Consider the following 13,026-nt stretch of genomic DNA (forward strand, 5'->3'; position numbering starts at 1 on the left):
GATAGGTTTATTAGGAATACATATCTTTGGAGTGATTTTTTGAAAAAAATAGCACCAATTTTCGTAGCACTGGGCGCCGTTAGTTTTGGAATTCCGGCGTCATTGTTCAAAATTGCGCGGCGAGAGGGCGTCGTCAACGGACCATTGCTATTCTGGTCCTTCCTTAGTGCGGTCATTATTTTAGGAATCATCCACGTTGCGCGGCGACGCTGGCTGCGATACCAGCACACTAATTGGAAACAAATCTTGTTGGTGATTGCGGCGGGAACGGCTTCTGGGTTTACCAATACTTTTTACATACAGGCGTTAAAATTAGTTTCGGTAGCTGCAGCGGCAGTCATGCTGATGCAGGCGGTCTGGTTGTCAGTTTTGCTGGGATCACTGATTCACCATCGGTGGCCATCACGTCTACAAGTTTTAAGTATCGTCCTCGTTTTAGTGGGCACGGTTTTGGCGGCTGGTCTCTTTCCGATTGAGGGGGCCTTATCACCGTTGGGACTGTTCTTTAGCTTCTTAGCGGCCTGTGCTTATGCTTGCACGATGCAGTTTACAGCCAGTCTGGGAAATAACTTGGATCCCTTAAGTAAGACTTGGCTATTGTGTGTGGGTGCTTTCCTCTTGATTTCAGTCGTTTGGGGCCCACAGATTGCGACGGCACCGGTTACCGGAGATACGATTAAGTGGGGAATTCTGATTGCCCTCTTCTCGATGGTCTTTCCGCTGGTGGCCTATTCGATCTTTATGCAATATTTGGAATTAGGAATTGGCCCAATCCTGTCATCATTGGAACTGCCATCATCCATTGCAGTTGCCTTTATACTATTAGGAGAAACGGTCAGCGGCTTACAGATGGTCGGCGTCGTGATTATTATCTCAGCGGTTATTCTGCCAAATGTTTGGGGGATGCGTCGGCGAGAACAGTTGAATTAAATACTGCTTGGATAGAGATAAAGGGACCTCAGTGACAAATATGTCGCTGAGGTCCCTTTATGTGACGTGTTAATTTCGTCCGAAAGTCATGATACAAACCGTTGTAAATAAAGCAGCAAAGCATGAAATGAATTTAGCCAACTGCAATCTCCTCCTCCAAAAGGTGACCGGTTATTGAGGCCATCATAGCATGAATCAAGGGGGAGCGGGAAAGAATCGTTTTACCCATTAAGTTGCTTAGTGGGAAGTCTGAGGGCTCCCTGATTAATCGTGGCGCAAAGTCATTCAGGCCCTACGATTATTCCCGGGATAGAAGCATCGTGAAAAGTAAAGGTACCTGGTATTCTGAAACCAATAAAATTGTTGGAGGGATTCGTATGCAAGCACCGATTACTTATTTAGCTTTAAAAAAGGTGCTTGATTGAAGTCAATCAAACACCTACTCGGTGATCACTTAGTCTGAACAATTGTAGAAGTTGCGTGGCTTTCTGCCGCTGCAGTTTTAGTCAAGGCCACACCGGCCACCGCACCCATCAATAGGATCGCCAAGATAAATTTAAAAAGTTGTTTCATCACCCGCGCCTCCTTAGCGTTCTTTAAGGGTCAGTTTACCACGACTCGTCTACAGTGGCGGTTATCCAGCTTAATTATCAGGATAAGCAAACCCGTCGTAGCCAAGGTAGGTTGCGGCGGGTTTATGCTGAGCGTTAATCGCTCACGCCATCATAGCCAATGAAGGTGTAGTATTTGGTACCACCAATGGTATACAGGCTATCAAAGATGCCGGCAATCCCCTTGGTGGGGTTGCCAGTGGTATGTTGGGGTGTGTGTAGATTCTTTAGCGTCAGACAATACTGCTGAGCCCCAGAATGACTGATTCGTTTGGTATTAACGCCCTTTAAATCGTGGCTAAAGTATAGTTTTCGGTAGGGATCGTTAAAATTAGTTTTGGTGATTTTAGCAATACTGTACGGCTTTTGCGCAAACCCTAAGCCAGAATTAGCCTTGTTGTCATATTTGAGGACTTCAACGTAGCCGTCCGGCGTGATGCGAAGACTAGTTGTATGTGGCTCAATGGGGCTCAACGCCGCCTTGGCACCACCAATGTATAAGTCACCATGACTATATCCTGGCATGTAAATTGGCGCCTTAACGCGCTTGAATCCGGCTAATTTATCCGTGGCCGTGATTGTGGCTTGCGGGTCGTAAGCACCAGCACCAGGGTCCATGGTGTAGCCGGCCTTAGCACTATTTAAGAGAGCAGGGTAACTGAGCCGTGCTAAGTATAGCTGAAGACTAGGGACCAAATAGCTACCTTTTTTCGTTGTCGTTAGATTTCCCGCCACCGTGATTCCAGCAGGCAACGTTAGTTTTTGCATGATAGCTTGACCAGTCTTATAAGTTGGTAGGTAGGCAACTTTTACTGTGATCGGTTTAGTTGTTTGGTAGTAGGCACTTAGGTTTAAGAAGTCTGTGCTGGCGGTGTAGTCTCCGACCTTAACCAGAGCACTGGGTTTTTCGGTTTGAGCTTTAGCCAAGAGACCACCGCCTAATGCAACGGCACTAATTGCTAGCAAGCTAAGGCCAGTTTTAAGAACTTTTCTGAGGATGAATACCGCTCCTTTCTGAGATAAACTGTTACCTCAATTATACCTTAGAATATGTGAAGAAAAATGGAAGAACTGGGATTTGTTTCATGTGGAACCAAAAGATAACCTGGGTTATATGGGTTGACTATCAAGCGTCTAATTCAAGCAGTTAACCTGGGAAATGTTTTTCAAATCATATGTGAATGAGTCGACCGTTTAAATTGTGAAAGACGTTGATATATACAGTTAGTGTTGGTCAAAATGGTTAAAATCCACCTATCTCAAACATTACTGAGACTAATTGTGAGGCTTCTTGTTATAAAAAAACTTGTAAGCAGTCCCGAAAGGATTTTCGTTGAGCAGTTGGTATACTGATTTTGGTAACCAACCACTGTCGCTAAATAGACGAAAAAAACGATTCTGGAGGGCGAAGATGATGCGTAAAACGGGGAAAGTATGGCTAATTGGTCTGACGGTTTTGACGATGGGGGTGGTGACAACTACTACCACCACCCAGGCTGAGGCAGCCAGTTGGCATGCGGGGACGCCTAAGGCCTTACGGGGAACTTGGCACCGGACATATCATAATCAGGGCACCAAAATTGGCATGCATTTCAAGGTTAGTGGCAAGTCAATCGACTTAGCTCGTAAGCACCACACTGAATCGAAGTGGACTAATTTGAAGTACCGCCAAATTGGTAAGGGGACTTATCTTTTGGTGGGGACGTATAAAACGGGTGAGCTCACAGAAAAGTCATCTCGGCTAAAAATCATTCAGAAGAAAAACCAGCTTAAATTCAAAAATGCCTGGTCCAGCAAATATGAGTATCTCGGCTGGTACCAACAATCTTAATATGAAACGGTTTAGTCGGTATGGATGGACATTTGAACCGACTGAATAGTGCTTAGCTTGAACGGGGTGGTTATCGGGGTTAAGTAGCATAAATGGGGTCATTAAAGGATTTCATCACGAAAAAAAGAGATTGGGATATTTTCCCAATCTCTTCATGCTTTTAAGGGTCCTCAGCTATTTCTTGTAGAAGGTGCCGAAGCTCTTAAAATGCGTCATCTTGGTATTTGTCGGGTAACGGAGAATCATTTTCCGTTTCCCAGCGAATGAGGCCACTTGGTAGGTGACGGATTCGCCGTTGCTGTAGCCACCAAGTAGGTACGTGTTGGCGGCAACTTTCGTATGAATAAGGCTAAAGACGATGCCGTAACCGGCGGAGTTGGTCTTCAGTTTTTTCTTCTTCGAGTAAATGAGATTGATCAAGTGAGACTGGCCCTTGTACCGTGTCGTGTACTGGATACGATAATAGTAATGATTCGTGGTTGGATGCTTGAACTTGTGGTACTTAGTGTACCAGGTACCGTGCATCTGGTTGGGCGTGCCGGCATACCAGGTTGCGGCCTTAGCGGTCTGTGGTGCACTATAAGTGAAAAAAATGAGGCTGAAGCCCAAGATAAGTAAGTTAAAGATAAATTTATGATGGTTCATAAGTCGTGACGCCTCCTCTACATAGCCTAGTATAGGACTCCTGAGGGTGGGAACAAGGGACGGAAATTGAGACGTGGACAAGCATCACCGCATTTAGCCAGTTTGAGGATTACAATTTACTTCCGCCCGTTTCATTCCGGAGAATCTGTTGTATAATAGCAATGTAAGCGTTTTAAAAAGGAGGAAAACTTTTGAAAGCAGAAATTTCTTGGCTGGATGATCCGCAGACTTTTCGGGTCAACCAGTTACCAGCACACAGCGATCACCGTGGTTACGCCACGGCCGCTGAAGCTGCTGAAGCAAAGAGTAGTCTGGTTCAGAGCCTCGATGGTAGTTGGGGTTTTGCCTTCTCCAAGGATCCCCAGCACCGGCCAGTGGGCTTCTATGAACCCGATTACGACCGGTCGGACTTTGATCGGTTAGCCGTTCCGGGCCACATTGAACTCGCCGGTTACGGTCAAATTCAATACATTAACACGGCCTACCCTTGGGAAGGGAAGCACTACCGGCGTCCTGCCTACAGCATGGGCGCTGATCATCCTGAAAAGGGCATGTTTAGTACCGATCCCGAAAATACAGTTGGGTCTTACGTGAAGCACTTTACGCTCAATCCTGAACTCCGGCATCAACGGGTCAGCATCGAGTTTGATGGTGTGGAACAGGCCATGTATTTGTGGCTGAACGGCCACTTTATCGGGTACGCTGAAGACAGTTTCAGCCGCGCTGAATTTGATTTGACACCGTACCTCCAAGATGGTGAGAACCTCTTGGCCGTTGAAGTCTTTAAGCACAGTACGGCCGCCTTCTTAGAAGACCAAGATATGTTCCGCTTTTCCGGTATCTTCCGTAGCGTGCGGTTAGTGGCTAAGCCCGCCCTACACCTGGAAGACATGACGATTCGCGCCGGGGTTGACGACGCCTTCGTAACGGGAAACCTCAATGTGAAATTAGCATTGTCCGCTGCCGATAAACTAGCTGGTGCCGTTAAGGTCAGCCTGTTTGACGCTACTGGCAACGTTGTTTGGACGGATGATTCTGAAGCCGCCGCTGAACTCACGGTGCAAACGACCGTTAACCACGTTCACTTGTGGAATCACCATGATCCGTACCTCTATCGGTTGGAAGTTACCCTGTTAGATGCTGATAGTCAGGTCGTTGAAGTTGTGCCTTACCCGGTTGGTTTCCGTCGGATCGAAATGAAAGACAAGATTATGCAGCTGAACGGGAAACGTTTAATTTTAAACGGCGTTAACCGTCACGAATGGGACGCCCACCGGGGTCGCGCCGTGACAGCTGCTGATATGGCTCACGATATGCAGGTATTCCACGACAATCACATCAACGCCGTGCGGACCTGTCACTATCCTGACCAAGATGATTGGTACTACTTATGCGACCAAAATGGAATCTACATGATGGCCGAAAACAACTTGGAAACCCACGGGACTTGGCAAAAGATGGGTGCCGTTGAACCGTCTTACAACGTACCTGGTAGCTTGCCACAGTGGCAATTAGCCGTCCTGGACCGAGCCAAGAGCAACTATGAAATGTTTAAGAACCACGCGGCCGTTTTATTCTGGTCCCTTGGAAATGAAGCGTACGCTGGCGACGATATTGCGGCCATGGATAAGTTCTACCATGACGCTGACCCAACGCGTTTGACCCACTACGAAGGTGTTTGCCGGAACCGGGTCTACGAGGACCGGATTTCCGACATGGAAAGTATGATGTACGATCCGCCTCGTGAGATTGAAAAGTACCTGCAAAATGATCCCGACAAGCCATTTGTTAACTGTGAATATATGCATGACATGGGTAATTCCATCGGGGGCATGAACAGTTACATTGATTTGATCGATAAGTATCCAATGTATCAGGGTGGCTTTATCTGGGATTACATTGACCAGGCGCTCTGGACCAAGGATGAAGTGACCGGCCAACCCGTTCTCCGCTACGGTGGGGATTTTGATGACCGGCACGCCGATTATGAATTTTCTGGTGACGGCCTACTCTTTGCGGACCGGACACCGAAGCCAGCACTGCAGGAGGTGGACTACTACTATGGCCAACACGACTAAACTAAACGTTATTTATGGCGACGTGACGCTAGGACTGAGCGGTCCTGGTTTCCATTATATCTTTGCATACGACCGGGGCGGCCTGGAGTCGCTTGTTCGTTACGGCAAGGAATGGTTGTATCGGACACCGAAGCCAGCCTTCTGGCGGGCGACGACCGACAATGACCGTGGCAACGGGTTTTCCACGAGTTCCGCTGCTTGGTTAGGTGCCGACATGTTTAGCGCCTGCACCAAGATTGAGGTCGCCGTTAATGGTCAGTCGATTCCGCTGCCTATTGCGCCGGAAAACAACAAATATTCCGACCACGAAACGGCCGAGACTGTGGCTATCAAATTTACGTACACCACGACGACGGTGCCAGCCACCACAGTCACCGTTGAATACGTCGTTGATGGGGCTGGTAAAATGACCATCAACACCCACTACCACGGGGCTGCTGGTTTACCAGAGTTGCCCGTTTTGGGATTGCGATTCGTGATGCCAACGGCGGCTACTGGTTTTGACTACCAAGGCCTTTCGGGTGAAACGTATCCCGACCGGTTGGCAGGTGGTCGGCCAGGGACTTACCACGTTGATGGGTTGCCAGTTACGCCATACATGGTGCCACAGGAATGTGGGATGCACATGGCCAATGACTGGGTGAAGGTTACTCGGGCCACGACGCAAAATAACGCCGACCCGGACCACCAACCATTTAGCCTGACAGTCAGTCAAAACGGTCATCCGTTTGCCTTCAGTTGTCTGCCATACACGCCGGAGGAACTCGAAAACGCGACCCACATTGAGGAGTTGCCGGTTGCCCGTCGGACCGTATTGACGGTGTACGGCGCCACCCGTGGTGTCGGCGGTATCGACAGTTGGGGGGCCGATGTTGAACCGCAATATCACGTTGCTGGGGATAGCGACCATGATTTCAGTTTTGAGATCAACGGTACTACGGAAGCTTAAGATCTTAACGAAAATACGTACAGAGGGTAGTCAGAGATGTATCGTCTCCGGCTACCTTTTTGTTTGGTCGAGATTAGCGGTTAAATACCTTGATGACGCGGGTTTAAGTCGCGGACAGTGGTCGACCGATTAGGTAATAACTTATGCTATAATGACCAGCAGATAAGTTAATGGTGTAAAAGGGTCGTTCTCAATAATTAAGTTATTTATGGAGGGAATCGTATGGGTTTAGCAGCGGGGCCGTCAACTAAAGACAAGCTCGTGACGAAACTGACGACGACCGGTCGACTAGCGTTACTCAAACCAGACATCTTCGTCAAAGGCCGCCCGTTACTGGGAGGTCTGGTCGGGTAAAGTCAGTTCGGAGGTTCTGTTATGGATATTGTCTTTTTAGTCTTATTGCTTTTGATTGCTGTGGTGGGTGGTAACGTTTTAGGGAAACATTTCCCCCGGGTACCGCAGCCATTTTTCCTGATAGGTTTGGGTTTGTTATTCGCCTTTTTCCCGTTATATCGGGGATTTCAATTCAGTCCAGATGTGTTCACCTTTGCTATTATTGCGCCACTTATGTACGATGAGTCGAAAAATGTTTCTCGGTACTGGGTGGGTCGCGGAATCGTAAACATCTTCTCCCTAGCCATCGTATTGGTTCTTCTAACGGTGCTGGTCGTGGGGGCAGCGTTGCACTGGTTGTTCCCACTCTTTCCATTGAGTCTAGCATTTGCACTGTGTGCCGTGGTCACACCGACCGATGCGTCAGCGGTCAGCGCCATTGCGCCTGAGAGTAAGGAATATCGGGTTCCTCAAACCATCCTGCAAAATGAATCGTTGTTTAACGATGCTTCCGGCATTGTGGCTTTCGATGTTGCGTTGACCGCGTATATTTCCGGCCAATTTGCGTTCAGTACAGCCATGCTGGATTTTGGCAAAGAGTTCTTGGGTGGGCTGCTCTTCGGGGCAATCTTAGGATTGGTGATTGCGGCGGTTCGGCAACAGCTGATTCGATGGGGTGACAATTCACCGTTGGTGTTGGTGACAATTGAATTAGTTACACCGTTTGTCCTCTACTACTTAGCAGATAAGATTGGCGTGTCCGGCATTTTAGCTGTGGTAGCTGCCGGATTGATTCAGGGAGGCGAACGAGAACAGCTTCGGTTGACGTCGAGTCGGATGCAGATGTTAAGCGCGAACGTTTGGGAGATTATTAATGGCATGCTGTCCAGCCTAGTCTTCGTTCTACTGGGAATCTCGTTGCCCAGGGTGCTCACGGCAATTTGGCACAATCAGCAGATTCCGTGGTGGGAATTAGTTTTGGCCGGTGGCTTGGTTTACGTTCTGAAATTTAGCTTGCGGCTACTGTGGTCGCGTTACTTTGTGTGGACCCATAAACCCAGCAAACATCGTTGGTCGGATAGTTGGTTGATGGCCTTAAGTGGCGCCAACGGAACCATTACGTTGGCCCTGGCCTTCTCGCTACCGTTGGTCGTCAATGGTCAGCCATTCGCTTTACGCGGAGCGCTGATTTTTACGGCCACAGTCGTGATTCTACTAAGTCTGTTGGTGCCCACGTTTGCGTTGCCAGTCTTGCTTAAGGCTGGCCCCACGCAAGGTGAATCCGCTCTGAAATGGAGCCGGCACATGCGGTTGACGGCGATTCATCAGTTAGAAGCCGAAACGGATCATCCTAGTGAGGCCCAAATTGTCTTGGATGCGCTGCGCCAGCAATTTCAATGGCGCCAGGTACCGCACCGTCGGCAGCAACGGCAGTTATTCAAGCAGGCGGATATGGCCGAAGAGGCGCAGATTGCGGAACTATTGGCAGACCAAAAGATTAGTCAACGGGAGCTAGACTATTACCGGCGCTTCCTACGTTATAGTCGGTTCACGGTTGATCAACGGTGGTGGAAAAATCTGGTTTTACGTATTTGGTTCAGCATGCACATGGGCCATGCTTATCATGATGTACAGACCGCCCAGGATACATTTATGACTTCGCCGATAGTGATGGAACAAGTATATTGGCAAGATAAATTCGCTCAGCTAGGGAAGGATATTCGGGTCTTAGAAAACGAAGGTTATCAGGCGGCGATGGCCAAATTAACCATGGTGCAAACAGCGGCGAACCGGACGGCTAATGACGTGGTTAAACGTTATTATCATGAGCGGCACCGGCGATTAACGGCAGAGAAGCCAGATCCCACGATTATCTACCAACTATTTCTCGCGGCGTTTCACGCGGAGTACGAGTTGGTTCAAGCGGAATTGGCAGCGGGCCGGATGACGACCGACGTTGCGAATACGCTTCAGGAACAAATTATTTTTGATGAGATGAGTTATATTCAGAATCAATCGGCATTTTTAGCTTAAACCCAATTGTTATAGATGCAGTAACACCACCTGAGGCAGTTCGCTCGGGTGGTGTTTTTAGGTTATTTCACCGGCACTCATGGTGATAGGCATTTGCCGGAAGCTAACAACGAAGCCAGAGTTGGCGGAAACAACAACCTTTTTTAAGTACTTCAGTTTGATTATTTAGACAAATAATACGATATATCATCTAAACCGTTAAATTATGATATTCTATATTTACAGGAGCTGATAACATGATTGACCAAAAATCTCTGACCAGTAAGTTGACTCACGTCATTTTAATTGAAGGGTTTCAAAAATTATCGATGAGTAAGCTGGCTGCGGCCGTTAATGTTAGCCGAGCCAGTCTCTACCTATACTTTAAAAATAAGGACGACATTGTGCAGGCAGTCGTGGCCCGTCACTTGAAGTTCATTGCCGAACATCCAGTACCCAAGCATTTTACGGCCACGTCATTTTTACCAATTTGGTTGGATTCATTACTCCTAATGGGGTCGACGACCTCAACGTTTACAACTGACTTGCAGAAGGCCTATCCAGCGTTATATCAAGAGTTTACGGGGGCCTATCGGGCCTACTTTGAGGGCTTAAAAGCTTACGTTGCGGCTGGGCAGCAGTCAGATTTTATTTTGGACGTTTTCTCGGCAGATTATGTGCTGTTCCAAGCGCAAGCGTTGGTTAGAACGGTTCTGGACCAGGTTCGAGCGGGCCAACTTTCGTTGAATCAGGCTGATGATTACTTAGCCGCCACGCTTCATTTACAGTTGGCGGGTCTGCTGACGCCAAATAGTCAAGCCAAACTGGATGTGCAGCAGGTGGTCGGCTTTGAGCAGACGGTGTTGAAAGAATTTCGAGAAACGTATGCGTTGATTTCTTAGCTAAAGGTTGAAAGTTCGAAAACCGTTATCCAACCAAGAGTAGTAAGGCGTTATCGGCTTAAAATTAGCCTCACCCAGTCACCTGCGGCTGTCAGAGATTCCGCCTGCTGTGGGGAACGCCTCCGGCCTGAAAAGCGGTCCTTCGGCTCGGTTTGAAGCCTGGAAAACTACCAGTCTTCAAACACGTCCTACGCTGTAAGCCGAGAATCGGCTAACACCGTCGACACAGCTGGCTCCACCTCTGCCCCCCCTCCGGTTAAACGGGTTCTTGGAAACTAAGCTAGCTTAGATACCTGACTAAACCCCAATACGCGATCCTTTTTGTATCAGGCGTAGTGGGTGTTTCAGTGCCTTCAACTTTTAGTTCTTAATGGTAGACTGCCTTGAAACGGATGACGGCGTTGTGGCCAGCTAATTCTCTGATTATGGATGCATAAAAAAACATCGCTAGAACTTTTTTACTTTTTCACTTGCCTTGAAGTACACATGAAGGTTTAATCTAAGGTCATTCAAGTTTAAACGTTGTTTTGAAAAGCAGACCATCAGCGTGCATAAACGTTGGCGGAATCAGACGAAGGAGTCTTTGTAATGCGTAAAAATGTCATGATTTTAGCAGCTAACGGCCAGATTGCCCGGTTAGTTGAAAGTCGAGTTCTAGCGGAAAAAGAATTTGCTGATGTTACGTTGACCCTATTCTTGCGGGATACGAGCCGCCTACAAAGTTTGCAGGCCAACCCTCGCGTGACCTTAGTTGAGGGCGATATCACCGATGAAACGGCCGTTAGTGCCGCCATGGCCGGGCAAGACTTGGTCTTCGTTGCGGTGGTTGACCATGACCAACAAAACTGGTTGACCAAAAACGTGGTGGCGGCAATGCAAACGAATCATGTTTCCCGGGTGCTTTTCACCAACGTATTGGGCATCTACAATGAAGTTGGCGGTGAATTTGGTCGTTGGAATTTTGAGATGATTGGGGCTGGCATGGCACCTGCACGGCGGTCCGACACCTTATTGGCTGGCTCAGGCTTAGACTACACGACGTTGCGGTTGCCGTGGTTGAATGACCGGGGCATCGCCTACACGGTAACGACTAAGGATCAATCTTACAATGGGGTTTCGGGTTCTCGGGCCAGCGTGGCCGACGTGGTTTTAAGCATAATTGCCGATCCCACGCGCTACAGTCGTGATAGTATTGGGATGGCTGACCCTGCAACTGAGGGTCAAAGTCGTCCGGTTTATTAAGCGAGTTTTAAGGAGTTGAATCAGGATGAATATTAAAGAAGCTAGTGAAAAGACGGGGGTCTCCTCTGCAGCAATCCGGTATTATGAAAAGGAATCACTGATTCCGGCCATTGACCGAACTCCCGTTGGTAACCGGGACATTGACGATCGCATTATTCGCCGGATTCGGTTTGTGACCCAGATGCGGAGTGCCGGGATGAGTGTTGAGAATCTACGGCGCTACATCCAACTGTTTGACGCGCAGGAGGACAACACCAAGGAACAGAAGGCGTTATTGCAGGAACAATTGGCCGTTATGGAAGAAAAGCGGGACGACCTGCAGGCGGCCATTGATCATCTGAACTACAAGCTTAATCACTTCTATGACCATATGGAAGCCACCGAAGAGGAGCTCCGAGCCTTAGAACGGGAGCATGCCGATAAAGTTGCTAAACAGACGGATGATGACTGGGGACAATATTAAGCTTGATTCGGCATGATTCGCTAAGATAGGCATCCGACTATGGCGTAGTACAGTTCAGGTTGTTAATCGCTCTCAAATAAATTTGGGATTTTGTTTCAGACTTCTTCAAAGATGAAAAATTGAATAAGCCGTTATTCTTGTGACTCAGCTAGCAAGCGTATATACTGAGATATACAAAATAGGGGGGGCGGCTGAAATGATGAAGCCATCTGTAAATGAACACGTAATTGGTGAATTTGAAACCAGAAAAATTGGTAATTCTTTAGTCTTAACCGTGCCTAAAAAGGCTGGTATTGGCGAAAGAAAGAAGTATTTGTTGGTTAAAAAAGTCGATGGTTCATTGGAGTATCGGCCGGTGGAAAAAAATCCATGGTTGGCTGGTGAGTATGCGGATATTGACTTTGAGACCTTGAACAAAGATTTAAATGGTTTTGCTAATGGTTCATCAACCGGGCAGGAGAACATCGAATGGTAACTTTGAAGCAAGGTGATATCATTTTTATTGATGCAGAACCACACGCTGGTCATGAAGAAGGCGGCCACAAGCCACAAGATGGAAATATTCGACGGCCACTGGTCGTTATTTCAAATGATGCTTATAATGCCCAAACTAAGATGATTGTTGGTATGCCAGTCACGTCTAAGCTACTTACTGATCGACGGATCTTTTTACCGATTGCTGACCCAGCCAGTGGGGTTAAAGGGTCAATTATCACTTACATGATTCCTAATTATGACTATATAGCTAGGCACGCTGAGGTTGTTGGAAAAGTTACGTCGAGTGTGTTGGCGGACTTATTACAGCGCGCACATAGTATTTTTTAGATATCATTACTATGCCAAATCTAGTTGGTATGAAACGATTTAAGGGTAGCTACCTAGCGGGTGGCTGCCCTTTTTTACGATATGGAGGTGCGCTAAACAATCATACCTGAGACCCAGAAAATTAGCCCGTGTAACTGACCAGGCAACAATTTATTTTAAAAATTTTCAAAGTAAGGGGTGACAAATGTCGGTTGGATTTCGTTA

The 13,026-nt window shown here is 47.7% G+C and carries 14 protein-coding genes; 11 read left to right on the forward strand and 3 right to left on the reverse strand.

What is annotated here, in order from left to right; all coding sequences use genetic code 11:
• The first annotated feature begins 39 nt into the window (after window positions 1-39).
• The gene (locus EKM87_RS00530) at window positions 40-930 is read left to right on the forward strand and encodes an EamA family transporter (RefSeq protein WP_125680740.1); all 891 of its coding nucleotides are present in this window, start codon (window positions 40-42) and stop codon (window positions 928-930) included.
• Window positions 931-1,380: 450 nt separating this feature from the next.
• On the opposite strand, the gene EKM87_RS12585 is transcribed toward EKM87_RS00530, so the two are convergent.
• Together EKM87_RS12585 and EKM87_RS00535 are read right to left on the reverse strand one after the other, a co-directional pair.
• Window positions 1,381-1,503 carry a hypothetical protein gene (locus tag EKM87_RS12585; RefSeq protein ID WP_263853759.1) on the reverse strand — a complete coding sequence of 41 codons (123 nt, stop codon included), beginning with the start codon at window positions 1,501-1,503 and terminating at the stop codon, window positions 1,381-1,383.
• A 134-nt stretch (window positions 1,504-1,637) separates the two neighbouring features.
• The gene (locus EKM87_RS00535) at window positions 1,638-2,507 is read right to left on the reverse strand and encodes a hypothetical protein (RefSeq protein WP_225428362.1); all 870 of its coding nucleotides are present in this window, start codon (window positions 2,505-2,507) and stop codon (window positions 1,638-1,640) included.
• Between the two features lie 445 nt (window positions 2,508-2,952).
• Between EKM87_RS00535 and EKM87_RS00540 the strand changes: the two genes are divergently transcribed.
• Window positions 2,953-3,372: a hypothetical protein gene (locus EKM87_RS00540; protein ID WP_125680744.1), complete on the forward strand. Its 420-nt coding sequence runs from the start codon at window positions 2,953-2,955 to the stop codon at window positions 3,370-3,372.
• 174 nt (window positions 3,373-3,546) lie between these two features.
• Here EKM87_RS00540 and EKM87_RS00545 read toward each other — a convergent pair whose 3' ends face one another.
• Complete coding sequence (locus EKM87_RS00545; protein ID WP_125680746.1) at window positions 3,547-4,017, reverse strand: hypothetical protein; 471 nt, start codon at window positions 4,015-4,017, stop codon at window positions 3,547-3,549.
• 191 nt (window positions 4,018-4,208) lie between these two features.
• Here EKM87_RS00545 and EKM87_RS00550 point away from each other — a divergent pair, with 191 nt between their 5' ends.
• The 9 genes from EKM87_RS00550 (at window position 4,209) to EKM87_RS00585 (ending at window position 12,822) form a co-directional block, all read left to right on the forward strand.
• The gene (locus EKM87_RS00550) at window positions 4,209-6,095 is read left to right on the forward strand and encodes a glycoside hydrolase family 2 TIM barrel-domain containing protein (RefSeq protein WP_125680748.1); all 1,887 of its coding nucleotides are present in this window, start codon (window positions 4,209-4,211) and stop codon (window positions 6,093-6,095) included.
• Window positions 6,079-7,044: a beta-galactosidase small subunit gene (locus EKM87_RS00555; RefSeq protein ID WP_125680750.1), complete on the forward strand. Its 966-nt coding sequence runs from the start codon at window positions 6,079-6,081 to the stop codon at window positions 7,042-7,044. The genes EKM87_RS00550 and EKM87_RS00555 overlap by 17 nt, the downstream gene beginning before the upstream one ends.
• Before the next feature lie 222 nt (window positions 7,045-7,266).
• Window positions 7,267-7,398, forward strand: coding sequence for a hypothetical protein (locus EKM87_RS12590; RefSeq protein WP_263853760.1), 132 nt, complete (start codon window positions 7,267-7,269; stop codon window positions 7,396-7,398).
• Window positions 7,399-7,419: 21 nt separating this feature from the next.
• Complete coding sequence (locus EKM87_RS00560) at window positions 7,420-9,411, forward strand: cation:proton antiporter (protein ID WP_125680752.1); 1,992 nt, start codon at window positions 7,420-7,422, stop codon at window positions 9,409-9,411.
• A 236-nt stretch (window positions 9,412-9,647) separates the two neighbouring features.
• On the forward strand, window positions 9,648-10,292 hold the full coding sequence (locus EKM87_RS00565) for a TetR/AcrR family transcriptional regulator (protein WP_125680754.1): 645 nt from the start codon (window positions 9,648-9,650) through the stop codon (window positions 10,290-10,292).
• Between the two features lie 588 nt (window positions 10,293-10,880).
• Entirely contained in the window at window positions 10,881-11,534 is a 654-nt protein-coding gene (locus EKM87_RS00570) for an NAD(P)H-binding protein (RefSeq protein WP_125680756.1), read from the forward strand.
• A 25-nt stretch (window positions 11,535-11,559) separates the two neighbouring features.
• Window positions 11,560-11,997 (forward strand): MerR family transcriptional regulator, encoded by a 438-nt coding sequence (locus EKM87_RS00575; protein ID WP_125680758.1) that lies wholly within the window; start codon window positions 11,560-11,562, stop codon window positions 11,995-11,997.
• 139 nt (window positions 11,998-12,136) lie between these two features.
• On the forward strand, window positions 12,137-12,472 hold the full coding sequence (locus EKM87_RS00580) for a hypothetical protein (protein WP_164506398.1): 336 nt from the start codon (window positions 12,137-12,139) through the stop codon (window positions 12,470-12,472).
• Window positions 12,466-12,822 carry a type II toxin-antitoxin system PemK/MazF family toxin gene (locus EKM87_RS00585; protein WP_125680762.1) on the forward strand — a complete coding sequence of 119 codons (357 nt, stop codon included), beginning with the start codon at window positions 12,466-12,468 and terminating at the stop codon, window positions 12,820-12,822. Before EKM87_RS00580 ends, EKM87_RS00585 begins: the two co-directional genes overlap by 7 nt.
• Window positions 12,823-13,026: the final 204 nt, after the last annotated feature.

Origin of the sequence: Levilactobacillus yonginensis (assembly GCF_003946265.1) — a bacterium.
GTDB lineage: Bacteria > Bacillota > Bacilli > Lactobacillales > Lactobacillaceae > Levilactobacillus > Levilactobacillus yonginensis.

What these genes read in the sequence shown, in the direction of transcription:
- EKM87_RS12585 (WP_263853759.1), bottom strand. Translation starts at nt 1,503, where the DNA reads ATGAAACAACTTTTTAAATTTATCTTGGCGATCCTATTGATGGGTGCG.
- EKM87_RS00540 (WP_125680744.1), top strand. Translation starts at nt 2,953, where the DNA reads ATGATGCGTAAAACGGGGAAAGTATGGCTAATTGGTCTGACGGTTTTG.
- EKM87_RS00545 (WP_125680746.1), bottom strand. Translation starts at nt 4,017, where the DNA reads ATGAACCATCATAAATTTATCTTTAACTTACTTATCTTGGGCTTCAGC.
- EKM87_RS00555 (WP_125680750.1), top strand. Translation starts at nt 6,079, where the DNA reads ATGGCCAACACGACTAAACTAAACGTTATTTATGGCGACGTGACGCTA.
- EKM87_RS12590 (WP_263853760.1), top strand. Translation starts at nt 7,267, where the DNA reads ATGGGTTTAGCAGCGGGGCCGTCAACTAAAGACAAGCTCGTGACGAAA.
- EKM87_RS00560 (WP_125680752.1), top strand. Translation starts at nt 7,420, where the DNA reads ATGGATATTGTCTTTTTAGTCTTATTGCTTTTGATTGCTGTGGTGGGT.
- EKM87_RS00565 (WP_125680754.1), top strand. Translation starts at nt 9,648, where the DNA reads ATGATTGACCAAAAATCTCTGACCAGTAAGTTGACTCACGTCATTTTA.
- EKM87_RS00570 (WP_125680756.1), top strand. Translation starts at nt 10,881, where the DNA reads ATGCGTAAAAATGTCATGATTTTAGCAGCTAACGGCCAGATTGCCCGG.
- EKM87_RS00575 (WP_125680758.1), top strand. Translation starts at nt 11,560, where the DNA reads ATGAATATTAAAGAAGCTAGTGAAAAGACGGGGGTCTCCTCTGCAGCA.
- EKM87_RS00585 (WP_125680762.1), top strand. Translation starts at nt 12,466, where the DNA reads ATGGTAACTTTGAAGCAAGGTGATATCATTTTTATTGATGCAGAACCA.